The sequence below is a fragment of the Rhizobium albus genome (assembly GCA_030160035.1).
Classification (GTDB): domain Bacteria; phylum Pseudomonadota; class Alphaproteobacteria; order Rhizobiales; family Rhizobiaceae; genus Georhizobium; species Georhizobium albus.
This window is the reverse complement of record BSNO01000003.1, coordinates 580367-606271: the sequence shown is the minus strand read 5'-3', so window position 1 is coordinate 606271 and position 25905 is coordinate 580367. Positions and strand designations below refer to the sequence as shown.

The window sequence follows — 25905 nt, the reverse complement described above, 5'->3', positions numbered from 1 at the left end:
GTTTTCCTCCGGCTTCAGTTCTTTTCTTTCAAAAGATGCGCCCAGCGCTGCTGGCGGCGTCGGCTCACCTCGTTCCTGCGCGCCTCCCTGCGCCAGAAAACCACCTGCACGTCGCACAATTCGATGATGGTGAAGAGCAAAAGCCCGAGCAGCGACATGCTCAGCAGCGCCGCGATCGCCGAGCCCATGTCGAGCGAAAACGCGAAGCGCTGCATCAGGACGCCGATGCCCGCCGTGCCTTGCGAGAATTCCGAGACGACCGCGCCCACCAGCGCCGTGGTAATCGCGATCTTGAAGCCCGCGAAGATGAGCGGCAGCGCTTCCGGAATCTGCAGCTTGAAGAAGCACTGCAATCGCGTCGCACCCAAGGACTGGAACATCTCGTCCATTTCGGGGTCGATCCGCGTCAGGCCGATCAGCGCGTTCACGAAGACGGGGAAGAACGAGACGATAGCGCCCAGCGCGATCTTGGAACTGTAGCCGAAGCCGAACCAGGCGATGATGATGGGGGTCAGCGCCAAGCCCGGCGTTACGTTCAGGATGACCGCGTAGGGCGACACGTAACGGCGAAAACGCCTGCTCAACGCCGAGCCCACTGCAATCGCGATCCCGACACCCGCGCCGATCAGAAAGCCGGCAAAGGCCTCGTAGAAGGTGATCAGGAAATGGCCGTAGATCTGCCGGTTCGTGACGTAGAGATCGACGATGCCGCGGCCGATCTCTGTCGGCGTCGGCAGCAGGATCGTATCGATCCATCCAAGCGCCGAAGCGCCCTCCCAGACGATGATGATGACGGCTAAAACGGAAAGATGCTTGGCGGCCGCCATCGCGAAGCACATGGCCGGAAAGCCGGCTCGTCCGCTGGTCGAGGCGGTGGTGGTATTGGCGCTCATGCGTAGGCCTCCTTGACGAGACCTTTCCATTTGGCAGCGCGCACCCGACCCATCACTTCCGTGCGGTCGCGGTCGGTCCAGAAGACGATGTAGCGGTCAAGCGCCTCCATGGAGCGGAAGATCAGATAGCCGAGACCGGTCAGCGTGAAGACGCAGACGAAAGCGGACGCCATGTTGAGCGTGCCGGTATATTGCGCCAGCAGCACGCCGATGCCCTCATTAGCCGAGATGAACTCCGCAACCAGCGCGCCGCCAAGGGCCGATGCCATGGCAAGGCGAAGGCCGGCCATGATTTCCGGCAGCGCGTCGGGCAGCATGAGTTTCGTGAAGGTCTGCCACCGGCTTGCGCGCATCGAGCGCATCATGGCCAGTTCCTCATCGTCGACGCTCGCCATGCCGTTTAGCGTGTTGACGAAGGGCGCGAAGAAGCAGACCAGCATCACGATGACGGTCTTCGACGTCCAGCCGAAGCCGAATGCGGCGATGACGATCGGGCCGATGGCGATGCGGGGGGTCGCCTCCAGAATGACGATGTAGGGCTTCAGGTAACGGCGCACCCGATCGAACATGCCGACGATCAGCGCCAGCCCGATGCCAAGCGCGGAGCCGGCGACGAAGCCTACGGCGACCTCCGTCATGGTCATGCCGAGATGCCACCAGATGTTCGCCTGGGTGATGTAGAGCCGATAAAACGAGACGACGATATCGCTCGGCAGCGGAAAGAAAAGCGGGTCGAGCAGCCCTCCCCGCGCCGCGAGCTCCCAGAGCCCCATCAGAGCCAGGAAGATCGCGGTATGGGTGGCGACGACGCCGATCCCGGTCTTGCGGTCATCTTTCGCCAATTGGTCGGCATTGGTCGTCGCCTGATCGGCCATCAATGGCCTCCCAGCACGGAGCGAACGCGGGCAACCAATTGGTTGAATTCGGTCGTCAGTTGCAGCGCCGGCTGACGCGGACGCTCGAAGGGCACGTCGATGATTTCGGCCAGGCGGCCCGGCCGCGGCGTCATCACGAAAACGCGGTCCGCCAGAAAGATCGCCTCGCCGATGTTGTGGGTCACGAAAAGCGTCGTCGCACCGACCTCGCCCACAATCCGCATCAGTTCGACATTGAGATGTTCGCGGGTAAACTCGTCGAGCGCGCCGAAAGGCTCGTCGAGAAGAAGAATGTCCGCGCCGGTCTGCAGCAGGCGGGCCAGGGCGACGCGCTGCTGCATTCCGCCTGAAAGTTGTTGGGGGAACGAGAACGCAAAGTCTTTCAGCCCAGCGAGTTTCAGCAGGCCGAGCGCGCGCCGGCGGTCGTCATCGGTGACGGTGCCGGCAATTTCGCTCGGCAGCAGCACGTTCTCGACGGCGGTGCGCCATTCGAGCAGCGTCGGCTTCTGGAACATCATGGCGACGTCGCGACGAGGCGCGATGGTTTCCTCGCCATGCACCTTGAGCGAGCCGCCGGATTTGTCGATCAGACCGGCGATGATGCGGAGCAAGGTGGACTTGCCGCAGCCGGACGGGCCGACCAGCGAGATGAATTCACCGGGGCGGATATCGAAGGATGCATCCTCCAGCGCCACGACCCGCCCGCCGCCGAACGTCTTGGTGACATTATCGGCGGAAATGACCGCAGGGGCCTCCGGGCTGCGGGATGAGACGTCCGGCCCGCCTCGAATGCCCGATACTGTCGATGCAACTGCTGTCACGCGATCCTCCCGATCGATTGTTCTTGCGCAAGTCCGACCGTCTCCTCACGGCTTGGGACCGGCGTTGCGGGCCCGTTCAGATGCCGAGCAGGTTCGAGCGCACGCGGATGAGGTGCGCACGAATTTCCTCTTCGGCCTTCTGCGCATCACGCCTTCTCAACGCGGCGACGATGCGTTCGTGTTCGACCTGATAATGGGCGCGCCGTTCATCGGTGAGGCTGCGGCGTTTCAGGTCGCCCCATTCGCCCTGCTCACGCGCCTGGGTAATGAGCCCGTAGGCGGCGACGATCAGGGGATTGCGGGCGGCTTCGGCGATCGCCTCGTGAAGCGCCGCGTCCCAATACTCGAAATCCTCCATGCGCTCGGCCGATCCGCCACGCTCGACGCATTCCTGGAACCGTGCGAAATCGGACGCCGTGCCATTGGCGACGACGAGATGTGCCATCTGTGGTTCGAAGGCCAATCGCGCCTCCATCACCTGAGCGGGGCTCGAGACGATGTCGCTCGTGCGGGCCGGGCTGTTCGGCAGCGCGTCGGCCACAAACGTTCCGCTGCCGGGCGCACGCACCACACGGCCCTCGCCTTCCAGAACCGCAAGCGCGTTGCGCACGGCGGTGCGGGTCACCGACAGCGTTTCGCACAGCGCCCGCTCCGTCGGCAGCCGAACGCCCGGACCGAAACGTCCGGCTTCTATGCCCTCCAGAATAAAGTCCCGCACACCTTGGTTCGCGCGCTGCATGGATCGATCCTTGTTGCCAAATTGGTAGACCAGATAGAGAATTATTGTCAACCAATAATGGATGTGGTTGACAATTTGGTTTGCTGGGGTGATGAACTGCTCATCATTTCGAGGAGATCCATATCATGAAGCTCGCATCCGTGACCCATAAGGGAAGCTGTCGCCTGGCCGTCGTCCTGGACGGAGGTGAACGCTTCGGATTGCTGGACCCGAGCCACACGGACCTGATCGCCCTGATCGAAACCGGAGCCGTGATCGACGCTGTTCAAGACGTGGTCGACACGGTGGCACGCGGCGACATCGAACTTCTCGCTCCGATTCCACAGCCGCGCCGCAACATCATGTGCGTCGGCAAGAACTACAGCGAACATGCCAAGGAATTCGCGCGCAGCGGTTATGAAGCGGGCGCCGTCGCCGGCAAGGACATCGACGATCACCCGGCGCTCTTCTCCAAGCTCCCGAGCAGCGTCATCGCACCCGATGCGGCGATCGAGCTGCACCCGTCCATCACGCAGAAGGTAGATTACGAGGCCGAGCTTGCGGTCATCATCGGCAAGGGCGGCCGCGGCATCAGCAAGGAAGACGCCTACGCCCATATTTGGGGCTACACGATCGTAAACGACGTGACGGCGCGTGATCTGCAGAAGAACCACAAGCAGTGGTTCCTCGGCAAATCGCTCGACACCTTCGCGCCGATGGGCCCTTACGTGGTGACCGCCGACGAGATCGACCCGGAGAACACGACGGTGCAGTGCCATGTGAACGGCGAATTGCGCCAGAACGCCAACACGCGCGATCTCATCTTCGACATCCCGACCCTGATCGCCACGCTGTCGGCCGGGATCACGCTGCAGCCGGGCGACATCATCGCCACGGGCACGCCAGCCGGCGTCGGCATCGGGCTCGATCCACCGGTGTTCCTGAAGAGCGGCGACACCATCGCCGTCACGATCAGCGGCATCGGCACACTCGAAAACCGTTGCGCCTGAGGACTACACACCCATGACCGAGCTTGCCCTGACAATCGCCTGCACCTTGTCCGACCGCACACGCCCCGTTATCGACGGGCGCGTGAAGATCGAGGGCGTCGACGCACAGTTCACCACTGGTGAGCCGGAAGATCTCTTCCGGCAGGCGGTGCGCGAGCAGACCTTCGACGTCACCGAACTGTCGATGGGCAGCCACATGGTGACGACGGCCAGAGGCGACAGCCACTATATCGGCATTCCCGTTTTCCCTTCCCGCGCCTTTCGCCATTCGGGCGTGTTCATCCGAACCGGTGCGGGCATCGAGCGGCCGGAGGACCTGGCTGGCCGGCGGATCGGCTTGCCGGAATACCAGCAGACAGCAGCCCTATGGGTGCGCGGCATCCTGTCGGACCAGCACGGCGTAAAGCCCGAGGACGTCGAATGGGTGATCGGCAGCCAGGAGGAAGCTGGCGGGACCGAGCGAACCCCGATCACGCTGCCGGACCGCATCCGGCTGAAGCGCATCGCGGCGGATGAGACGCTGAGCGGCCTGCTGGCGGGCGGCGAGATCGACGCCATCATCACGCCGCGCCCGCCGAGCGGCTATCTGCGGGGCGACGGTTCGGTCAAAAGGCTGTTCCCCGACTTCAAGTCAGCCGAAATCGCGTATCACCGGGCGACGGGCTTCTTTCCTATCATGCATTGCATCGCACTCCGCCGAACGCTGGCGGATGCACATCCTTGGCTGCCAAAGGCTCTGTTCGACGCATTTTCGGTGGCAAAGCAATCGGCGATGGACGATCTTCAGAAGATTAATTTCCTGCGCATCTCCATGCCTTGGGTCGCCGCCCATTTCGAGGAAACGTCGCGCCTTTTGGGCGACGATTACTGGGCATATGGCTTCGAGCGAAACCGCCAAGAAGTAGAAGCCATGCTGCGATACGCTCGAGCGGATGGTCTGCTCACCGCCTCGATTTCGGCACGTGATCTGTTTCACGAGAGTATGCTTGACAGTTGAAGTTCGTTTTCGACGTGGCCGGATGGCTGTCGAGTCGAGACCATCCTGGGTTCTGCTTCGCTCAGCTTGGAGTGAGAAGCATCGGAGCTTTGGTAGTTATCCGCACGGCCTCAGCGCGAGAAGGGCTCTTCTGTTCCTCAAAAGGCGCTTACGTGCTCCGTCAATACGGGGCGCAAGTTCCTCGGTAACGCGAGCCAGTTCCTTCTTCAGCCGCCTGATCTCCTCGGCCTTGTCGTTGCCCTTGGCACTCGACGCAGCAAACTTCTTCTTCCATTCGTACAGGGAATGCTGGCTGACCCCGAGCCGCTGAGAAACTTCCGCAACCGGACAGCCTCGCTCCGTGATCTGACGCACGGCGTCACGTTAAAATCTTCGCTGAAATGCGATTTGCTCATGATGCTCTTCCTGCCTCAAAATTAGGAAAGAAGGCATCTACAAATCTAGGGGCTATTCAGGGTGAACGGACGCTTGGTGCCGACTTTCTTTCCGGCGTTCCAGGCAGCGCGCTCCCGGCTGGCATCATTGGATATAGAATTGCCCATGTGATTTCTCCTCGGCTTTGATTGGCCAAGAAAGAAAATGCCGCAGGGCATTGGCGCGGCGGGGGGCCGATTCCGGTCGGTCCGGTTTTGGGCGCCGAGGACCATATAGCTGCCATTGATGATTTCAGCGACAACTTCCGACCCCGGCATTTGGTAGACTAACTCAGTGCGCTGAGATCTGCCCTAGTTGCACCATGTCTTCAGACCCACCGGCTTTGCGGCAGCACGAAGGGTATGTCGTCATGCGGCACCACGTTGACGGCGAGCGGAGCGTCGAAGACAGAGCTTAAAAGCGCGTTTGTGAACGTCTTTGAGGGTGGTCCGTTCGCAATCACGCTCCCCGACCGCATCAGAAAGACCTGGTCGGCGAACATGGCGGTCAGGTTGAGGTCATGCATCACGGCAATGACGCCGCCGCCGCGCCGAGCATAGCCGTGGGCGATCTCCATGATCGCAATCTGGTGGCGGATGTCGAGACTGGCGACTGGTTCGTCCAGGAAGAGATAGCTGGCGCTGCCGTTCTTCACGGGTTCCCAGACTTGGCACAGCACGCGCGCCAGATGGACCCGCTGTTGTTCGCCACCGGAAAGCTCCTGGTATAGCCGCTCGCCAAAGCCAGCCAACCCGACCATGCTTAAGGCTTGGCCGATAAGCTTATCCGATGAATTTCGATCAACTGGGCGGGAGAGCCCGAGTTGCACGACCTCGTACACCCTGAAGGGGAAGGCCATAGTGGTCGCCTGCTGAAGAACGGCGCGCCGTTCGGCCAGCTGCCAGGGCTTCAAACCTCTGATGTCAGTCCCATCCAAAAAGACATGACCGTCGACGCGAAGTTCGCCCGACAGAGCCTTCAGAAACGTGGTCTTGCCCGATCCGTTCGGGCCCACGATGGCCGTGACGTCTCCGGCCTTTGCCTCGAAGTCGACGTTCTGCAGGACGCGGCGTGAGCCAAGCGTGGCCGATACACCTTGCGCAATGAAGCTCATCGTCGCCTCACAGATCGACGACGCCGCGACGGCGAAGCAGGATCCACAGAAAGAAGGGCGCACCGAAGAGCGCCGTGACGATGCCGATCGGCAATTCGGCGGGCGCCACGATCATGCGCGCGACGGCGTCGGCGAGCAACAGCATGGACGCGCCGAGAAGTGCTGAGGCTGGCAGCAGGTAACGATGGTCAGGCCCGATGGCGAGACGCAGGAGATGCGGCACAACGATGCCGATGAAGCCAATGCCGCCCGAAACGGCGACCGACGCGCCGACCGCTGCGGCGACGCTGACGATCGCGATGAGCTTTATCCGCTGCACCGCAAAGCCGAGCTGATGTGCTGCCGCTTCGCCGAGCGCCATCGCGTTCAGGCCGCGCGCCACGAACGATACTGCGAGCAAAGCCCCGACGATAATGGGACCGGCCGTCGCGATCTTGATCCAGGTCGCGCCGGCCAACGACCCGAGCCCCCAGAATGTGAGGTCGCGCAGCTGCGCATCGTCGGCGAGATAGACCAGAATTCCGGAGAGTGCGCCGGCCAGCGCTCCGAGGACGATGCCCGCGAGAAGCATGGTGGCGACCGATGTCTGTCCGTTGCGCGTGGCGATGCGATAGAGCACCAATGTGGTCAAGAGCCCGCCGATAAAAGCCGCGACCGGCAAGGCAAAAAGGCCGAAGACGAGCGCGATGGGCGCAAGCATGGTGCCGCCAAGCACGATCATCGCAATCGCCCCGAGCCCTGCTCCGGCGGAAACGCCGACAAGTCCCGGGTCCGCCAGGGGATTGCGAAAGAGACCCTGCATGACGGCACCCGAGACCGCGAGCGCTGCGCCGATCAGGACACCGAGCACCATGCGCGGCAAGCGAATGTCGATGACGATGATGCGGTCGCGCGCCGACAGCGCTTCCGATTCGACGAGGCTGCGCAGCAGATCTCCGGACGAGACGGTCGAGGCACCGGACGTCAGGCTGATCGTGCAGACACACACAAGAAGCACCGCGAGGCCCGCGATCGTGCGACGGGCAAGCTGTCTTCGATCGCCCTTCAGCCTCGCAACGCGCCTGGAATGTGCAGCCGAGTGGCCGATGAAACCGCCGATGCTCATTGCGCTACCGCATCTGAAGGCGGGTAGAGAGCCCGGCTGAGTTCGGTCATCGCTTTTGCCGTGCGCGGACCGAAGCCGAGCAGGTAGGAGCCGTCCATGCGGATGATACGGCCAGATTGGGCCGCCGGCGTTGCCGAAAGAGCTGGATGTGCCGCGATGTCATTGACGGCCGGATCGTGTGTCGCCCCACCCCGATCCATGAGAAGGATCACGTCTGGCGCAGCGTCGATGATCGCTTCGTCCGTCAATTGCTTATACCCGGCGAAGTCGCCGATCGCATTTTCACCGCCGGCCAAGACGATCATCCCATCAGCTGCCGTACCCGTGCCGGACGCCATGATGCGCCCGCCCTCAAGACTCAGGATGAACAAAACCGTGGCTGGATCTTCCGCAGAACTGACGATAGTCGCCGAGGCTTCCAGCTCGCCACGGACACGCTCTGCCAGTTCCAAAGCTTTGTCCGGGACACCGAGCGCAGCGCCGACCGCCTCGATCTTGGCGACGACGCCCTTGGCATCGTAGCGCTCGGGCACCGTCACGATCGGAACGCTGGCGGCTTCGATCACCTCCATCGCTTCGTGCGGCCCGGCGCCCTCCAGCGCAATGATGAGATCCGGATCTATCGAGAGAACGCCTTCCGGCGAGAGTGCTCGCATGTAGCCGACGTCCGGTAGCGAGCCGGCCTCCGCCGGGTACTGGCTCGTCTGATCACGTCCGACCAGCCGATCCTCCTCGCCGAGCGCGTAGACGATCTCCGTCAACGAGCCGCCGATCGTGAGCACGCGCTGGGCAGGTTCCTGCGCCGAGACCGCGCTGGTAGCGGTGACCATCATGGCGATCAGCGCCAGAGGGTCGAGCGATCGGACAGCGAATGTGCGTCGGTTCCTCATGTCGGCGCTCACGCGACGATCGATTGCTGGAGGCGCGGCATGGTCTCGACAAGTTGCCGCCAATCGCCGCGCTCGTCTTCGCCTTCATGCCGCTTGCCGAAGAACTGGATGATCAGTTCGCCCCGCGCGTCATAGGCTTCGAGCGACGTGACGTGGCCTTCCTTGGTCGGCTTTCGCACCGCCCAAAGCTGGCAGACCCGGTCGGCTCTGAGATGGAGGTGAAAAGTCGGGTCCATCACGTTGATCCAAGGTCCCATCGGCTTCACGGTCGTGATCGGACCCGAATGGATCTGGATGCACCCGCGATTTCCGACGAAGCACATGATCGGGATCTGCTGCGCCACCGCACCATCGAACATCGCCTGCAAAACGCCGCCTTCCAGCGGCCAGGCAAAATCTGGCCCGACCAAGTCGACGGCATCGAGACGCTCGAGCTTCAACGTTCGCAAAAGCCCGAAGAACTGATGCGGATCGGTCATGGCGCTCCAGCGCTCGCGCACCGCATCGGCGCCGACAGCGCGTGGCTGGCGCTGCTGCGGAACGCGCGGAACAATCGCAACCGGTTCGTCTCCCTCGCGTTGCAGGGCGTCGACAAGCTTTTCATAGGCGACGACGTCCGAAGCCGGCCTGAGATGGATCTTGTGGACGGCATCTCCCGCTGCATCGAAGAACTGCAGGCTGCGTTTCACGTCCGTCCCGTCGCGCTTTTCGACGGCGAAGCCGTGCGACCACTGTTTCGGAAAGATGCGCAGGTCGATGTCCTTGCCGAGAACGATCGCGTTCGCTGCGCCCGCCTGCATGTTCTCGTAGACACCGATCTTTTCGTGGACCGCGTCTTCGTTACGCGTCAGCGCCATGACCTCGCCCACCGCGCCGATGCCTGCAAGCAGACGTCCGACATCAGGCTCGATGCGGCGCACGCCATCTCCACACCAGGCTGCCACGAACTCCGCTTCGGAGATGGCGAGCTGATGCGCGAGATCGCGCTCCCGCATGCTCGGGTTGGCGGCGCGCGCCTGGCGAATGGCCTCTGCCGACGGTTTTGAAACTGCACTCATGACGACCTCTATTTGTTCAAAATCAGCTTGCCTTGCCGGGTGATCTTCAACCGGTAGAGCGTCCCGTCATGGGCGATCTGCACTTCCATGTCGGTTCCGAACAGGTCGCTGCTCTTCAGCATGCGCACATCCCCAGGCCGCGTAGCGGCATGGCTCGGTTTCTGCGTCTGCGTGGTGGTGGATGCGTGATCCGCTCTCATGTTGTCGATCCCATAATCGCGCCTGGCTTGCTGAAGGCTGGCTGGGCGACACGTCAAAATTAGCTATTGTTGACTGCTATTATCATGTTTTATAGCAAGCGCAACACCGGCGGCCATACCAAGCCCGTCGGACCCGAATGCGAGCAAGCCCGACGCCAGCCAGCGCACCGAAATCAGGAGAGTGGAAATGGCTGGATATGGGGCAGGTCGCGGCGACGCGTCCTTGAACAGAATGCGGATCGGAATGCTTCTCGCGGGCGTCGCTGTGGCGAGTCTCACCACACAGGCAAGCGCCCAAAATGTCGTCGGCGAGATAGAGACGGAAGCCGATACAGCGGCGATTATCGTCGAGGCCGATGCAGGCCCGATGACGTTGCTCGATCGGCTGACGGTCGTCAGCCGCACCGGCGAATCGCCCATCGAGCAAATGGCCTCCGTCAGCCAGGTCGATGCCACCGAGATCAGTCAGCGCATGGCGACGACGCCGGCCGACGTGTTCTTTGCTGTTCCAGGGGTGAACATCCAGGCCGATGCCAAGCGTGTTGCATCATCGATAAACGTCCGCGGTTTGCAGGATTTCGGTCGCGTGTCCGTCATCGTCGATGGGGCGCGCCAGAACTTCCAGCGCTCGGGACACGGCACGCAGAGCCTCTTCTTTCTCGATCCAAACCTGATCAAGCAGGTCGACGTGGTGCGCGGACCGGTCGCAAACACCTATGGCTCGGGCGCGATCGGCGGCGTTGTGTTCTTCGAGACGAAGGATGCGGAAGACCTGCTGCGACCCGGCGAAACAGTCGCCGGCTCGCTGACCGGACAGTATGAGAGCAATGGTGACGGCTGGACGACGAGCGCCGTTGGTGCCTACCGCATCAATGACGCGGTCGACGTTCTGGGCAACGTCGTCTGGCGCGATTATTCCGACTACGAGGATGGCGCTGGCACGACGGTTGCCGGGACAGGCTTCAACGTCCTGAGCGGGCTCGCCAAGGCGACGATTCGGCCCAGCGATTTCAGCGAATTGAAGCTCGGTTGGTCCGGCACGTCCGATAGCTGGACCGAAGGCGCCGATACCTACGACGCCGATCTCGAGCAGAACACCTTCTCGGCGCGCTACAATCTGCGCGACCCGGCCGAAACCTGGCTCGATCTGCATCTGAACGTCTCGGCGAACCTCGTCGATCTCGACCAGACGTTCCTGCGCGATGCGCGCCAGTTCTCGTCCGCAACGGGTTTGCCGATCGTCATCCCGGCCGGATCGCGCACGCGCTACGATCTCGAAACCTACGGGATCGATCTCTGGAACACGTCGCGCTTTGACACCGGCCTTGTCCGGCATGAGCTGACCTATGGCGGCGACTGGCTACAGGACGATGTGGTGACATCCAGTCCGGCGGGCGGGAGCGACGTCTACACGCCATCGGGCCAGCGGCAGGTGTACGGCGCCTATCTGCAGAACAAGATGACCTATGACTGGCTCGAAGTGATCGGCGCATTGCGCTACGATGGCTACCGCCTGAACGGAACCGATGCCGAAAGCGACGGCGACCGGCTATCGCCGCGCCTGACGGTCGGGGTCTCGCCGTTCGAAAGCGATGCGCTGGACGGGCTGCAGTTCTATGGGACCTATGCGGAAGGCTATCGTTCCCCGAGCGTCACGGAGACGCTGATCAGCGGCCTGCATCCGAACGGTGTCGTCTTTCCGTTCCTGCCGAACCCGGATCTGCGGCCTGAAACAGCCAAGACATGGGAAATCGGCATCAATTACAGCCAGGACGGCATCTTCCAGAGTGGCGACACGCTGCGCCTCAAGGCGGCCTATTTCCACAATGACATCGACGATTATATCGGCGGCCAAACGCTCTCGGCCTTTGTGCCGGGAAGCGGATGCACGTTCATCCCAGGGCCCGGCAGGATTCCCACCTGCTTCCAGTACCAGAACTTCGCCTCGGCCGAGATCCAGGGTTTCGAGCTTGAAGCATTCTACGACCAGGGCCGCTATTTCGGCGGGCTGTCCGCATCCTTCATCGAAGGCTTCACACTTGCCGACGGCGTGCGCTCCGATCTGGTGACGGAGCCGTCGTCGCAGGTGACCGGCCACCTCGCAATGCGGGTGCTTGACGAAAGACTGACAATCGGCGGTGAGGTACAGCACAACATCCCGCCGAGCGGAGCGGCCTTCAACGGCAACTACACGCTCGTCAACGCCTTCATCGATTACGAAGCGACCGACAATCTCCGCTTAAACGCCCGCGTAGACAACCTCTTCGACGAGCGCTACGCCAATCCACTCAATGCGACCACGACGAGCACGATCTTCGAACCCGGCGTCTCCTTCAAGGTCGGTCTCACGGCGCGCTGGGGCGGATGAAGGCCCAGCGCTGGCGATAGTTCAGCAACGTCTTCGTGCGTGGCTGCTGTTGCCTTTGACCCTCACGACAGACAGGTCTATCTTCATGGATCTTGCATAATCGCAACGTTCCGCAGAAGTTGGAAGAACGTCCGCTTTCAGGCGAAGTACAAGCTTGGTTCGATGGCTGGGAATGGGGGCGTTGCCGTTGCAGCGCAGCGCCCCCCGGAACGTCCACTTTCCCGATTTGACTGCTCAGAAGCGGTTGGGCAGGCATCCACGCCAAAGTGGCCATGGCAACAGCCCGACTATCGCATTCGGGCAATAATTTCCTGCCGACGCCCTTCGGCCGTGAGCAGTCTGTCCGATTGCGGGTATCGAAATCGAGCAGCTGTCATGGAATATAGGATTATCGATCGAACCCGATCACATCGGCATTATCGAGAAGAGTTGGAAGAGCTCTGTCGTGAAGAGTGCGCCGATGGCATTTCTGATCGAAACGGCTGCGGTCGATCAATTCGGCAAGTCCAACCCTCAACACGTCCATCAGCTTCCGTCTAACCGCGTCATTGGAAAATGCCTGCGAGCTGTCGTTATGAATTCAGCTTGGGCATCGTCGCGATCCGGACGTCTGTGCCAGACAGGCTCTTTCGGTTGATCGCTTTTCCACCCCTGTGACCTACTGAAGCCGCCTACCGGTGTCTGCCGCAAAGACATGCAGCAAAGCCGGATCGATGCGGGCATCCATCGTGTCGTCCAGTTCGCCATCGATCGGCGCCGAGACCACGATGCGCTCGCTGCCGAGATGTCCATGCACCAGGCGGCTTGCGCCCAATTCCTCGACATAGGCGATCCGGACCGGAAGCCCCTGCGGCTCGCCGGTGCGGCGCGCGAGGGTTATGTCTTCCGCTCTCATTCCGATGGTCAAAGGACCTTGGGGCAGCGAACGACCGGCCAGCGGAAGCGTGGCGTCGGACAGGCGCAGGCCGTCGCCGTCGCGGGTGGCCGAAATCAGGTTCATCGCCGGTGATCCGATGAAGCTTGCCACGAAGGTGGATTGCGGATGGCGGTAGATTTCGAGCGGGGTCCCGATCTGCTCGATCCGGCCCTTGTTCAGCACGACGAGACGATCCGCGAGCGTCATCGCCTCGAGCTGGTCGTGTGTGACGTAGACGGAGGTCGTCGCAAGCCGTCTCTGCAACAGCTTGATCTCGCCGCGCATCTCCACGCGCAGCTTGGCATCGAGGTTCGACAGCGGCTCGTCGAAGAGGAACGCCGCAGGTTCGCGCACGATGGCGCGTCCCATAGCCACGCGCTGGCGCTGCCCGCCGGAGAGCTGACGAGGCTTGCGATCGAGATAGTCGCCGATCTGCAGGATGCGGGAAGCCTCGGCGACGCGCCGCTCTATCTCCGCCTTAGGCGTGCCGCGGTTCTTCAACCCGTAGGCCATGTTCGCGCGCACCGTCATGTGCGGGTAAAGCGCGTAGTTCTGGAACACCATGGCGATGTCGCGCTCTGCGGGTTCCTTGTCGTTGACCACGCGGCCGGCGATCGAGACGGTGCCGTCCGTGATTGTCTCGAGACCCGCGATCATGCGCAGCAGGGTCGACTTTCCGCATCCCGACGGACCGACCAGAACGACCATCTCGCCGGTTTCGATCGCGAGGTCGATGCCGGATACAGCTTCCGCGCCACCGGGATACACCTTGCGCAGGTTTTTGAGTTCAATCGCCGACATGACTATTTCTCCGTCTCGACAAGGCCCTTCACGAAGAGCCTCTGCATGCAGATGACGACCAGCACCGGCGGCAGCATGGCGAGCACGACGGTGGCCATCACCGTGTTCCATTGCGGGTAGCTGTCGGCCACGTCGGCCATACGTTTGATGCCCATGACGACGGTGTAATAATCCGAGCTCGTCGTGATCAGCAGCGGCCAGAGATACTGGTTCCAGCCATAGATGAAGAGGATCACGAAAAGCGCGGCGATGTTGGTGCGCGACAGCGGAAGCAGGATGTCGAAGAAGAACTTCATGGGACCTGCGCCATCGACGCGTGCGGCTTCCATCAATTCGTCCGGCACAGTCAGAAAGAACTGCCGGAACAGGAACGTCGCCGTCGCGGACGCGATCAGCGGGATCGACAGGCCCGCGTAGGAATTGAGCATCCCCAGATTGGCGACCACCTGGAATGTCGGCACGATCCGCACTTCGACCGGCAGCATCAGCGTGACGAAGATCGCCCAGAACGCGAGTGCGCGAAACGGGAAGCGGAAATAGACGATCGCGAAGGCGGAAAGCAGCGAGATGACGATCTTTCCGATGGCGATCGTCAACGCCATGATCAGCGAGTTCGTCATCATCAGGCTGATCGGCGGAATTCCGGAGGTCGAGACGCCCGACGCGAGCACCTGCCGGTAGTTCTCCACGGCATGCGGTCCCGGCAGCAACGGGATGACGCCAGACATGAAATCGGTCGGCCCATGGGTGGAGGCGATGATTGCGAGGTAGACGGGAAACGCGACGAGCGCGACGCCGGCAATCAGGACGAGGTGCGCGGTAAGCTTCAGGAGCGGCCGGTTCTCGATCATCGGTCAGTACTCCACGCGCCGTTCGATGTAGCGGAACTGGATGAAGGTGAAGACCGTCACGATCGCCATGAGGATGACCGACTGCGCCGCCGACGAGCCTAGGTTCAAGCCGATGAAGCCATCGTCGAAGACCTTGTAGACGAGGATGTTCGTCGCCTGGTTGGGACCGCCTTCTGTGGTCGCGTGGATCACCGCGAACGTGTCGAACATGGCGTAGACGACGTTGACCACGACGAGGAAGAACGTCGTCGGCGACAAGAGCGGCAGCGTGATGGTGAAGAAACGCTTGATCGGGCCCGCGCCGTCGATCGCCGCAGCCTCTGTCAGCGAGCGCGGGATGGCGTGCAGCCCGGCGAGAAAGAACAGGAAGTTGTAGGAAATCTGCTTCCAGCTCGACGCGATCACGACGAGGATCATCGCGTCGGTGCCATCAAGGCCGTGGTTCCAGTTATAGCCCGCCTGGCGCATCAGATAGGACAGGATGCCGATCGTGGGATTGAACATGAACCACCACATGACGCCCGCAACGGCCGGTGCGACGGCATAGGGCCAGATGATGAGGGTGCTGTAGGTCTGCTGGCTGCGGATCATGCCGTTGGCGGCGACAGCCAGCGCAAGGGCAATGACGATGGACAGGACGGCAACGCTCGTTGCGAAGACAGCCGTGACGGCCATGGAGTTGAGGTAACTCGCGCTCTGGAAGAGCCGCATGTAATTGTCGAACCAGACAAACTGCGTTGAGAAGCCGAACGCATCTTCGCGCAGGAACGACTGGCGAAACGCCTGTGCTGCCGGCCAGAGAAAGAAGATCGCGGTCACGGCAAGCTGCGGCGCCAGCAGCATGTAGGGCAGCGCCCGATTGGAAAAGACAGTCCGCTTGCTTTGCATCGATCAACCGGGATTGACGGGCAGGAACCCATTCGGAACGGTGCAGGCGGACCGATGAGATCGGCCCGCCTGCAGGTGACAGGTTGAAGCTGTTGGCTTCAAAAAGTTCAGCCGTTGATCTCTTCGAATTCGCGGATCAGCTCGTTGCCCCGCTCCACGACAGCGTCGAGCGCTTCTTCAGCGGTCTTGCTGCCGGCCAGGAGTGCCTGGAATTCCTCGTCGATGACCGTGCGGATCTGGACGTAGTTGCCGAAGCGCAGGCCCTTGGAGTTTTCGGTCGGCTCGTTGAGCGTGATCTGCTCGATCGAGACGTCGGAACCTGGATTTTCAGCGTAGAAGCCCTGCTCCTGGCCGAGGTCATAGGCAGCCTGCGTGATCGGCAGGTAACCGGTTTCCTGGTGCCACTTGGCCTGAACTTCCTGCGACGACAGATAGGAGAAGAAGTCGGCAACGCCGGCATAGTCTTCTTCTGCCTTGCCCTGGAGAACCCACAGCGTCGCACCGCCGATGATCGAGTTCTGCGGAGCGCCTTCGACATCCTCGTAGTAGGGCAGCATGCCGTAGCCGACTTCGAAGTCGGTCGCATTTTCGACGACACCGGCGCGCGAGGCGGACGAATTCATGTAGATCGCGCATTCCTGGGCGTAGAACTTTGGCGGGGCATCGTCACCACCGACCGGTCCACCATACTGGAAGATGCCTTCCTGCTGCCAGCGGGCCAGGTTTTCCCAGTGTCGGGTCTGGACGTCGCCATTGACGGTCAGTTCAGTGCCGAGGCCGCCGAAGCCGTTCTCCATCGTGCCGATCGGCTGATTGTGCCAGGCCGACAGGTTTTCGAGGTGAATCCAGGAGATCCAGCCGGAGGTGAAGCCGCAGGTGGCTGCACCCGATTCGATGATCTGCTGGGAAAACTGCTCCAGCTCTTCCCAGGTGCGCGGCGGCTGTTCGGGGTCGAGACCGGCTTCTGCGAAAACGTCCTTGTTGTAGTAGACGATCGGCGTCGACGAGTTGAACGGCATCGACAGCATGTTGCCGTCCGTGTCGGTGTAGTAGCCGACGACCGAAGGCAGGAAGTTGGCGGGATCGAATTCTTCGCCGGCGTCCGCCATCACTTCGTAAACCGGATAGACTGCGCCTTCGGCGGCCATCATGGTGCCGGTGCCGACTTCGAAGACCTGGACGATATGCGGCTGCTCGTTGGCGCGGAACGCGGCGATGGCTGCCGTCATCGTCTCGGGGTACGTGCCCTTGTAGGTCGGCACGACCGTGTGCTCGTCCTGGCTCTCATTGTAATCAGCGACGATGGCTTCGAGCTTCGCGCCCAATTCGCCACCCATGGCGTGCCACCACTGGATTTCGGCAGCGTTTGCCTGCGTCAGGCTGGTCGACAGCAGCAGCGCTGCCAGAAGTGCTTTCTTCATGGTTCTCTCCTGGACCCTGCGCGCCGAGACAGACGGCGACGCAGGCGCAGCGATAGAGCCGAAGCGTGACAGTGGGTTGAACCTGAAATGACGCTTGGATGACAGTGCAACTGCAAGCCGAGACGCATTCGTCCTCGTCTGCAAACGCCGTGTTCGTCACCCACGCCGCTGCCCGCATGCTCTTCAGGGCGACATGCGCCGCAGCGTCACGCAACCGTTATAGAGCGCCACTAGAAGAGCCGCAGTCGAAGGGGGCGGGGCTACCGGCTGTGCCCCTTGCACAACGGAGCTTTGAACATGCGCACACTTCTCGCCGCCCTGGTGCTTGCCGCCGCATCATCGTCCGCTCTCGCAGCCGAGGGCACGCTCGTTCTCTACACAAGCCAGCCGAACACGGATGCGCAGCAGACCGCCGATGCCTTCATGGCAAAATATCCGGACGTGACCGTCGAGTGGGTGCGCGACGGCACGCCGAGGATCATGGCGAAGCTGTCGGCCGAGATCGAGGCCGGCCAGCCGCAGGCAGACGTGCTCCTGATCGCCGACATCGTCACGATGGAAGGCCTCAAGGCCGATGGCCGGCTTCTCGCCTTCCCAGAAGCTGAGATCGAAGGGATCGACGAAGCGCTCGTCGACGCCGACCGCACCTATTTCCCGACAAAGCTGATCACCACCGGCATCGTCTACAACACCAACGCGCCGATGGTTCCGACGAGCTGGCTCGATCTCACCAAGCCGGAAGCGGCAAACATGATCGCGATGCCGAGCCCCCTGACATCGGGCGCCGCGATGATCCATACCGTGACGCTTACCGGAAACCTGGACAATGGCTGGGATTTCTACAGTGCGCTGGCTGAAAACGGTGCGCAGGCATCGGGCGGCAATGGCGACGTTCTGCAGGCGGTCTCGGGCGGCGACAAGCTTTACGGCATGATCGTCGACTTCATGCCCATCCGCGAAAAAGCCAAAGGCGCGCCGGTGGAGTTCGTGTTCCCGACCGAAGGCGTCTCGGCCGTCACCGAGCCGGTCGCCATTCTGTCAACCACGCAGAACCCTGAGGCTGCCAAGGCGTTCGTGAACTTCCTGCTGTCCGAAGAAGGTCAGTCGCTCGCAGTCCAGCAAGGCTATATTCCTGCCCGCGCCGATGCAGGCTTGCCCGAAGGGTACCCGGATCGGTCGACCATCAACGTGCTTCCCTATGACGCCGCTGCCGCTCTTGCCGACGACGCTGCGAACAAGGAACGCTTCTCCGAACTGATGGGCCAGTAGGACTTTGCCGAGGGCAAATGCCTGAACTTTCACACAGCCTGTCCGGCCAAGCCGCCGCCCCGCTCGCACATCGCCTGCGGGGGGCGGCAATCGCCAACAGGGTTGGGCCGCGCATCGCGGCCCTCTTTGTCATCAGCGTCATCCTCGTTCTCGGCCTCCTGCCGATCGCGCGGATCATTCTGGCCGCGGTTGCGCCTGGGCTCGTCTTCGATCTCTCGATCGTCGGTGAGCAGTGGACACGCGCCTCCACGTTGCGCGCCATGTGGAACACGCTCGACACGGCCTTCTTCGGCGCCGTGATCGCGCTTCTGATCGGCGGGCCTTTCGCCTTTGCGGTGGCGATGACCGATATGCCGACGCGGCGCTCACTCGGCTTCCTACTGCTTCTGCCGCTGATCATCGCGCCGCAGGTGACAGCGCTCTCCTGGCTGCACATGACCGGCCCGTCCAGCACGCTTCTCAACATGCTGGGGATCGCGCCAGCACCCGGAACGCCGAACCCCATCCTCGGTCGACAAGGCATCATCCTGCTCTTCGGCGTCCAGCACGCGCCGATCGTCTTCATCACGCTTCGCGCCGGCCTGGTCGGGCTGCCGGGCGACCTGATCGAAGCCGCACGCGCCTCTGGTGCAACTCCGTTGCGCGCGCTCTACACGATCGTTCTTCCCCTGATGCGGCCGTGGATCGCTGGAGCCGGCGCGCTCGCCTTCGTGTCTGGCATCGGCAATTTCGGGATTCCCGCGCTCCTCGGGCTGCCGGTCAACTACCTGACCCTGCCGACGCTCATCTACCGCCAGATGTCCAGCTTCGGCCCCGGCGTCCTGCCGCAGATGGCAAGCCTGTCGGTTCTCATCGGCGTGCTCGCCCTTCTCGGGATCCTCGCGCAATCCTTCGCGATGCGCGGGCGCACGACCCGTTACGGTCAGGGGCGAGCGGCACGGATCAGCCTGGGGCAATGGCGCTATCCCGCTGCAGGCCTCGCATGGCTGCTTTTGACAGTCGTGCTGCTGATGCCGGCCCTTGCGCTGTTGACCACATCCTTGGTGCCCGCCTTCGGCGTTCCGCTGACCCTACAAACCATGACTTTTGCCAATTTCGAAGAGGTCCTGCTGCGGCAGGCATCGACGATCCGGGCGTTCCAGAATTCGGCGATGCTGGCGGGTGCTGCGGCGTTGATCCTGGCCGCAGTCGCCATTCCGATCGCCATCGTGCTGGAGCGGTTCAGCACGCCGTCACGCCGGATCCTGCAAGGCATCGCCGAGCTGCCCTATGCGCTGCCGGGTATCGTGCTTGCCATCGCCTGCATCCTGCTGTTCCTGCGGCCGCTGCCACTGATCGGCAGTCTTTACGCCACGGCTTGGATCATTCTCATCGCCTATCTCATGCGGTTCCTGACGCTCGCCATGAAGCCAGTGGCCAATGCCGTGACGCGCATTCCGCTGGAGTTCGACGAGGCGGCGGCGACCTGCGGGGCCTCGCCGCTGCGCCGGGTGGTGACCATCACGGCACCGCTCGCCACGCCGGCCGCCGTGGCTGCTGCGCTTTTGGTGTTCATGAGTGCCTTCAACGAGCTCACCGTGTCGGCGCTGCTGTGGTCGAGCCGCAATGAGACGCTCGGTGTCGTTCTGTTCAGCCTTCAGGAAGCGGGGCTCGGACCGCAGGCTGCCGCGATTGCCGTCGCGACGGTCGTCGTTGTCGTTGCCTTGCTCGCCGTGCTCGACCGGCTGGCGACCCGTTTGCCGCAAGGCGTTCTGCCCTGGCGTTGAGCCTTCACCTCAGCGCGGAATGATCCAGGCATCCGACACAGCGATCTGAACGTTCGCACCCGGCACCGGCGGCTCGGCGCAATCGACCACGACGAGCTCCCGTTGACCGGGGATCTCGAGAGAGACTTCGAAAACCGGCCCACGATAGATTGTCGACACGACGCGCGCCGGTATGCCCGTTGCGGCGAGCGACAGGGCCTCGGGGCGCAGCAGAACGCGCACCTTCGGACCGCTGACGGAAGCAGAGCAGCGCGCAAAGAACCGGTGTCCGCCAATCTCGACGTCCGCCGTGCCTTCACCGCCCGAGTGCCATGTCGCATCGAGGCGGGCTCCGCGGCCAACGAAGCCTGCCACGCTTTCATCGATCGGGGCGCGATAGATCTCGGTCGGGGCCGCGCATTGCAGGATGCGCCCGTCTTTCATGACTGCGATGCGATCGGACAGGGCGAGTGCCTCCGACTGGTCGTGCGTCACATAGACCATAGTTGCGCCCAAGCGCCGGTGAATATCGCGGAAGGCATCGACCATGGTGGCACGGAGATGCATGTCGAGATTTGCGAGGGGTTCGTCGAAGAGAATGATCCGCGCCTCTGCCACCACGCAGCGCGCGAGCGCCACGCGCTGCCGCTGGCCACCGGACAGTTCTTCGACGCGCCTCTTCCCGAAGCCGGCAAGACCCACCGTCTCCAGAACTTCGGCAACCCGCCGCGCGCTCTCGGCGCCCGACACGCCACGGGTCGCAAGCGGGTAGGCAATGTTTGAGTCTACGTCCATATGCGGCCAGAGCGCGTAGGACTGAAATACCACGCCAACGCCGCGCCGTTCTGGCGGCACATGACGATCCCGATCGGCAACAGTCTGCCCGTCGAATTTGATGGTTCCCTCATCGGGTTTGTCGAAACCCGCAATCAGTCGCAACATCGTCGTCTTCCCGCAGCCCGACGGCCCCAGCAACGAAGTGAAGGATCCGGCAGGCAGATCGAGGCTAACCGTGTCGAGCGCGCGCTCGGCTCCGAAGCGGCGGGTAATGCCGGCAAGACTGATGTGAACCATCAGCGCTGCTTGCCAGCCTTTTGTGACAGTCGAGCGACAGTGTCGACCAAGCTGGAAGCTGGCGATTCATTTTTTGGTGCCTTGAAGGACAAACGACTTACAGAGGTCCTCATGCAAAACGAAAATCCCTGCCTTATGACCCACGGTTCGCTCTCCTCGTCGCGGTCGACCCTCTTGGTTCTAGCAGGCGTCCGAGGAGGCAGGGCCACACCATAATTTCTTTGGCGGATTCGGGGCCGAGTTTGGACAGTCCGTTTTTGGGTGCCGCGGGCGGCTAGCTGCCGCTTGAAAAGTGGTTGAACTCGAAAATGGCTTTCGACCTCAACTTGGCCTCTGACGTCAGTTCAACCAGTTGCTCTACCGTCGAGTTCATAAAATTTGGGCTCTTGAAAGGGGTGATTGTTGTACCAGTGCCACCTGCGCCGCGCCGCGGCCGGCGATGTAGCCGAGAGCGACAGCGGTCAAGAGGCCGTTGCCGGAGAGGTAACCGGACACCTCGGGACCGGATACGCCACAGGCGGCTCCACCGCCGGCGAACAGATTGGCGAATGGCATGCCTGAAACCGAAAGCACGCGGGCTGAGGAATCGACCATCAATCCGCCTTGCGTATGGAAAAGCGCGCCGGTGACCTTCACCGCAAAATAAGGGGCTTCCAGCGCCGGCTTGGTCGAAAAATCTCGGCCGTGGGTGTCATCGGCTGTCCCGTCTTGAAAGGCGGCTACGGCTTCGAATGTATCCGAAAGTGCGCCGGCTTCGACGCCGATCACGCGTGCCAGACCCGTAATATCTGCCGCCTGCCGGATTGCACCGGCCTCCATCGCATCGCGATAATCCGGGAAGGACTGCGCGAAGTTATGGATGCGCTGGTCGTAGATGTTCCAGGCCATAGCGCCCGGCTGTGCGCGCACGTGGACGGCCTGCTCCGAATAGCCCCCATGCTCGTTGGAGAAGCGGCGGCCCTCTGCGTTGACCTGAACTCCGCCCTCCATCATCAGCGCCCAGGAAATCAGGATCTGATGCGGGTAAGCGAGCGAGCCGTGGCCCTGATAGCTGGAGAGATCTCGAATGTCTGCGCCCAACGTCTGCCCCCAGAGCACCGCATCGCCCTGATTGCCGGTGTGTCCGTAATAGGGAGCCCCTTCCATTTCGGGGATATGGCGCGCCACCATCTCGGCGTTGCCGCCAAAGCCATTGCATGCGAGCACCAGAGCATTGCATGCAAGGTGCTCTTCCTGACCGTCGGCTCGCTCGATGCGGAGCCCGCAAATGCGATCGCCTTCGACAAAGAGTCCGGTGACATGCGCCCCGGTTGCGACCATCACGCCCGCGGCGTCAGCGGCTGTTGCGAGCCGCTGGAGCAGCGCGGCGCCCGTCTTTTCCGGTACCGCATGCATGCGGTGGCGAGAGTGCCCGGGATAAAGGAAATCATCAAGCACGATCCATTCGAGGCCGTGGCTGTCGCCCAGCCATTCCAGCGCCGGACCGATCGCGCTTGAAACCGTCTCGACAAGGCCGGCGTCGGCTCGGTTCTTCGTCTTGGACTGAATGTCGGCCGCGAAGCGATCGGGCGTGTCGTCGTCAATCCCGATGGCGCGCTGGAAGCGCGTTGCCGGTGCCGGGATGAAGCCCGAGGACATGGAGGTCGATCCGCTGGCCTTGGCGTCGCGCTCAAGCACCAGCACGTCCGCGCCTGCTTCGGCTGCGCGCATGGCGGCCACCAAGCCGCAGGCGCCAGCGCCGATGACCGCCACATCGATCGCGGCGTCCGCTCGCAGTTCGGCTGCCGGCAGGATAGCGCTCATGCGCCGGTCACCATCGCCAGAGCGTCTGCGACCGTGATTGCCTTGGTGACGGTCGAGAGATCGCGGATGGCGTTGTCATGGGTCGCCTGCGAGAAGGACCCGCAGCCGTCGGACAGAACGAAGGTGCGGAAGTCGCGAACATGCGCGTCCCGGACCGTCGACGCCACGCCGCCATTGGTCACGATGCCGCAGACGAAGAGCGTGTCGATCCCGGCCTTCTTCAGCACGAACTCCATCCGCGACTGGAAGAACGCCGAATAGGCGACCTTCTCAACGACGAAGTCAGCGGGCTGGAGCGTATCGACGAGACGATGTCCCCAGCTGCCCGGCTCGAAATCCCCTTTTGCAAGGAACGGGCGCAGTTCCTTCAGGTGCGGCGAGATCATGGGCTCACCGCCGCGACCCGGCACGAGCGTAAACTGCGTCGAGACGACAAAGCCGCCGCGAGCCCGAAGCGCCTCGGCCAGCGGCCGAAGACGTTCGGGCAGTGCTGCGATCATCTCCGCCGTCTGCCCGGCCCGCCCATAGGCGCCATCGGGATGGACGAAGTCATTCTGGAGATCGACGATCAGAAGCGCTGTTCGCGCCAAATCAACAGAGCCTCCAGCCATGACTCAGCCCGCCATCCTGTCGATGACGACATTGCCGAACGCATCGACGGTGCCCTTGAGCCCCGGATCGATGAAGATCGTGGTGTCCGCCTGTTCGAGGATCGCCGGGCCCTCAACCCGGGCTCCGACAGGCAACGCATGACGGTCATAAAGCACGGCATCATGCCAGGCGCCGTCGGCATAGATGTGCCTCGATCCGGTGCGACATTGTTCTGCAGTCCGGTCCGTCACCGGCGCGAAGGCGCCCATGTCGAAGGCCGGCCTGCGCCCGATGACGGCGATGCGGTAGTTCATAACGCGCATCGGAATACCGTCGAGCAGACGTCCGAAGGTTGTCCGGTACGCGTCTTCGAAGGCAGTTCGCACGCCGTCTCCAGTCAGACCGGCGACGGGAATGTCGAGCGGCACCGAAACCGTATGCGTCTGGCCGAGATAGAGCATGTCGAGCTCGTAGATCCGGTCCACGCGTTCGAAAGCGACGCCCGCCTGATCGAGAAGCAAGGCCGTCTCATCGGCAACGCGCACCATCTCTTCGCCCAAGGCACCTGCGTCGAGGCCGTCGAGCAGGCGGTTCACGGTCTGCACACGGTCATGGCGCATGTCGGCGACCACGCATCCAAGTGCGGATGTGACGCCGGGGAAGCGCGGGACGAGCGCGGATTTGAGCCCCACTTCTTTGATGAGCGCGCCTGTGTGCAGCGAACCACCGCCGCCGAAGGGCATGGCGGAAAACTCGGCCGGGTCGTGACCGCGCTCGATCGAGACGAGCCGGATCGCTCCTGCCATCTTTGCATTGGCGATCTTGAGGATCGCCTCGGCGGCGTCTTCAACGGTAATCCGGAGAGGGTCGGCAACATGGGTGGCGATTGCACGGCGCGAAGCCTCGACGTCGAGTCGCGCAAGCTTGCCACCGATGGGACGCTCGGCATTGATGCGCCCGAGCACCACGTTCGCGTCCGTCACCGTTGGGCGGTCGTTACCGAGCCCGTAGCACACCGGTCCGGGATCGGAGCCCGCCGATTCCGGCCCGACCTGCAGAATGCCGCCATTGTCGATGCCTGCGATCGACCCGCCGCCGGCACCAATGGTGGAGATTTCGATCATCGGCGTGCGCACGACGAGCCCGAAGTCGATCGACGTCTGCGCCGACAACGCGCTTTCGCCAGCCGCCACAAGCGACACGTCGAAGGAGGTGCCGCCCATGTCGCAGGTTATCACATTGGCAAAGCCTGCCGCCTGCGCTATCGCCTGCGCGGCCATGACGCCGGCCGCCGGGCCGGAGAGCGCGGTGCGCACAGGGAAGCGCTTGGCGGTATCGATCGCCATCACACCGCCATTCGACTGCACGATCAGAATGTCGCCGGCAAAGCCGCGCTCCTTTAGCGTCTTTTCCAGGCGGTCGAGATAGGACGACACCACCGGCTGCAGATAGGCGTTGAGCGCAGCGGTCGAAAGCCGCTCGAACTCACGGATTTCCGGCACGATCTCAGTCGCCGCCGTGACGTATCCGTTGGGCCAGACGGCGCGCACGGTCTCCACGGCCTGGCGCTCGTTGGCGTCGTTGGCATAGCCGTTGACGAAGAAGACGCAGACGGCCTCGCAGCCAGCGGCCTTCAACGCCTCGGCCTGCTGGCGGACTTCATCGTCGTTGACCGCCTCGCGCACGGTTCCGTCCGCGAGCACGCGCTCGGAAACCTCGACGCGATCCTCGCGGCTGATGACGGGCTGGTACTGGCCCCACAAGCCCCAGGTCGTCGGACGATCGCGGCGGCGCATCTCGAGGATGTCGCGGAAGCCGCGCGTGGTGATGATGCCCGTGCGCGCACCCTTACGTTCCAGAAGCGCGTTGGTGCCGACAGTGGTGCCGTGAACGACGGTCGCGATTTCGGAGAAGTCCGGCACGATGCGCGCGATGCCTTCGGCGAAACCGCGCGACTGGTCGCCACGCGTCGACGGAATCTTCGTCGTCTGCACGGTGTGCGCAATCTGGTCGTAAACGAAAATATCGGTGAAGGTACCGCCGACATCGACGCCGATCACGTAGCGCTTCGAACTCATGCCAC

General features: G+C 62.7%; 22 protein-coding genes and 1 pseudogene. 5 read left to right on the top strand and 18 right to left on the bottom strand.

Features of this window, described 5'->3' with window-relative positions; all coding sequences use genetic code 11:
* Positions 1-14: 14 nt before the first annotated feature.
* The 4 genes from QQL76_RS10590 to QQL76_RS10575 form a co-directional block, all read right to left on the bottom strand.
* The gene (locus tag QQL76_RS10590) at positions 15-893 is read right to left on the bottom strand and encodes an ABC transporter permease (protein WP_499207611.1); all 879 of its coding nucleotides are present in this window, start codon (positions 891-893) and stop codon (positions 15-17) included.
* The gene (locus QQL76_RS10585) at positions 890-1768 is read right to left on the bottom strand and encodes an ABC transporter permease (RefSeq protein ID WP_499207610.1); all 879 of its coding nucleotides are present in this window, start codon (positions 1766-1768) and stop codon (positions 890-892) included. The genes QQL76_RS10590 and QQL76_RS10585 overlap by 4 nt, the downstream gene beginning before the upstream one ends.
* The gene (locus tag QQL76_RS10580) at positions 1768-2589 is read right to left on the bottom strand and encodes an ABC transporter ATP-binding protein (protein WP_499207609.1); all 822 of its coding nucleotides are present in this window, start codon (positions 2587-2589) and stop codon (positions 1768-1770) included. Before QQL76_RS10580 ends, QQL76_RS10585 begins: the two co-directional genes overlap by 1 nt.
* A 76-nt stretch (positions 2590-2665) precedes the next feature.
* Complete coding sequence (locus QQL76_RS10575) at positions 2666-3328, bottom strand: FadR/GntR family transcriptional regulator (protein WP_499207608.1); 663 nt, start codon at positions 3326-3328, stop codon at positions 2666-2668.
* A gap of 125 nt (positions 3329-3453) precedes the next feature.
* Here QQL76_RS10575 and QQL76_RS10570 point away from each other — a divergent pair, with 125 nt between their 5' ends.
* The gene (locus QQL76_RS10570; RefSeq protein WP_499207607.1) at positions 3454-4317 is read left to right on the top strand and encodes a fumarylacetoacetate hydrolase family protein; all 864 of its coding nucleotides are present in this window, start codon (positions 3454-3456) and stop codon (positions 4315-4317) included.
* A 13-nt stretch (positions 4318-4330) separates the two neighbouring features.
* Positions 4331-5314: a substrate-binding domain-containing protein gene (locus QQL76_RS10565; protein ID WP_499207606.1), complete on the top strand. Its 984-nt coding sequence runs from the start codon at positions 4331-4333 to the stop codon at positions 5312-5314.
* 177 nt (positions 5315-5491) lie between these two features.
* On the opposite strand, the pseudogene QQL76_RS10560 reads toward QQL76_RS10565, so the two are convergent.
* The 6 genes and pseudogenes from QQL76_RS10560 to hemP form a co-directional block, all read right to left on the bottom strand.
* Positions 5492-5709 (bottom strand): annotated as a pseudogene (locus QQL76_RS10560) (transposase); the annotation flags it as partial.
* A 347-nt stretch (positions 5710-6056) separates the two neighbouring features.
* Positions 6057-6842: a heme ABC transporter ATP-binding protein gene (locus QQL76_RS10555; RefSeq protein WP_499207605.1), complete on the bottom strand. Its 786-nt coding sequence runs from the start codon at positions 6840-6842 to the stop codon at positions 6057-6059.
* A gap of 7 nt (positions 6843-6849) precedes the next feature.
* Complete coding sequence (locus QQL76_RS10550; RefSeq protein WP_499207604.1) at positions 6850-7947, bottom strand: FecCD family ABC transporter permease; 1098 nt, start codon at positions 7945-7947, stop codon at positions 6850-6852.
* On the bottom strand, positions 7944-8837 hold the full coding sequence (locus QQL76_RS10545; protein WP_499207603.1) for a heme/hemin ABC transporter substrate-binding protein: 894 nt from the start codon (positions 8835-8837) through the stop codon (positions 7944-7946). Before QQL76_RS10545 ends, QQL76_RS10550 begins: the two co-directional genes overlap by 4 nt.
* A gap of 8 nt (positions 8838-8845) precedes the next feature.
* A complete protein-coding gene (locus tag QQL76_RS10540) occupies positions 8846-9895 on the bottom strand; it encodes a hemin-degrading factor (RefSeq protein ID WP_499207602.1) in 1050 nt (349 codons plus the stop codon).
* Positions 9896-9903: 8 nt separating this feature from the next.
* Positions 9904-10095 (bottom strand): hemin uptake protein HemP, encoded by a 192-nt coding sequence (hemP, locus tag QQL76_RS10535; protein WP_499207601.1) that lies wholly within the window; start codon positions 10093-10095, stop codon positions 9904-9906.
* A gap of 187 nt (positions 10096-10282) precedes the next feature.
* Here hemP and QQL76_RS10530 point away from each other — a divergent pair, with 187 nt between their 5' ends.
* Complete coding sequence (locus QQL76_RS10530) at positions 10283-12463, top strand: TonB-dependent hemoglobin/transferrin/lactoferrin family receptor (RefSeq protein WP_499207600.1); 2181 nt, start codon at positions 10283-10285, stop codon at positions 12461-12463.
* A 658-nt stretch (positions 12464-13121) separates the two neighbouring features.
* On the opposite strand, the gene QQL76_RS10525 is transcribed toward QQL76_RS10530, so the two are convergent.
* The 4 genes from QQL76_RS10525 to ugpB form a co-directional block, all read right to left on the bottom strand.
* Complete coding sequence (locus QQL76_RS10525; RefSeq protein ID WP_499207599.1) at positions 13122-14180, bottom strand: sn-glycerol-3-phosphate import ATP-binding protein UgpC; 1059 nt, start codon at positions 14178-14180, stop codon at positions 13122-13124.
* A 2-nt stretch (positions 14181-14182) separates the two neighbouring features.
* Complete coding sequence (gene ugpE, locus QQL76_RS10520; protein ID WP_499207598.1) at positions 14183-15031, bottom strand: ABC transporter permease; 849 nt, start codon at positions 15029-15031, stop codon at positions 14183-14185.
* Between the two features lie 3 nt (positions 15032-15034).
* On the bottom strand, positions 15035-15919 hold the full coding sequence (ugpA, locus tag QQL76_RS10515; RefSeq protein ID WP_499207597.1) for an ABC transporter permease: 885 nt from the start codon (positions 15917-15919) through the stop codon (positions 15035-15037).
* Between the two features lie 107 nt (positions 15920-16026).
* Complete coding sequence (ugpB, locus tag QQL76_RS10510; protein ID WP_499207596.1) at positions 16027-17340, bottom strand: type 2 periplasmic-binding domain-containing protein; 1314 nt, start codon at positions 17338-17340, stop codon at positions 16027-16029.
* 297 nt (positions 17341-17637) lie between these two features.
* Between ugpB and QQL76_RS10505 the strand changes: the two genes are divergently transcribed.
* Both QQL76_RS10505 and QQL76_RS10500 read left to right on the top strand, forming a co-directional pair.
* On the top strand, positions 17638-18609 hold the full coding sequence (locus QQL76_RS10505; protein WP_126007288.1) for an ABC transporter substrate-binding protein: 972 nt from the start codon (positions 17638-17640) through the stop codon (positions 18607-18609).
* A 17-nt stretch (positions 18610-18626) separates the two neighbouring features.
* Positions 18627-20375 carry an ABC transporter permease gene (locus tag QQL76_RS10500; protein ID WP_499207595.1) on the top strand — a complete coding sequence of 583 codons (1749 nt, stop codon included), beginning with the start codon at positions 18627-18629 and terminating at the stop codon, positions 20373-20375.
* Between the two features lie 9 nt (positions 20376-20384).
* On the opposite strand, the gene QQL76_RS10495 is transcribed toward QQL76_RS10500, so the two are convergent.
* The 4 genes from QQL76_RS10495 to QQL76_RS10480 form a co-directional block, all read right to left on the bottom strand.
* A complete protein-coding gene (locus QQL76_RS10495) occupies positions 20385-21428 on the bottom strand; it encodes an ABC transporter ATP-binding protein (protein ID WP_499207594.1) in 1044 nt (347 codons plus the stop codon).
* 369 nt (positions 21429-21797) lie between these two features.
* The gene (locus QQL76_RS10490) at positions 21798-23231 is read right to left on the bottom strand and encodes an FAD-dependent oxidoreductase (protein ID WP_499207593.1); all 1434 of its coding nucleotides are present in this window, start codon (positions 23229-23231) and stop codon (positions 21798-21800) included.
* Positions 23228-23842, bottom strand: coding sequence for a cysteine hydrolase family protein (locus tag QQL76_RS10485; protein ID WP_499207592.1), 615 nt, complete (start codon positions 23840-23842; stop codon positions 23228-23230). The genes QQL76_RS10490 and QQL76_RS10485 overlap by 4 nt, the downstream gene beginning before the upstream one ends.
* 3 nt (positions 23843-23845) lie before the next feature.
* The gene (locus QQL76_RS10480; protein WP_499208351.1) at positions 23846-25900 is read right to left on the bottom strand and encodes a hydantoinase/oxoprolinase family protein; all 2055 of its coding nucleotides are present in this window, start codon (positions 25898-25900) and stop codon (positions 23846-23848) included.
* Positions 25901-25905: the final 5 nt, after the last annotated feature.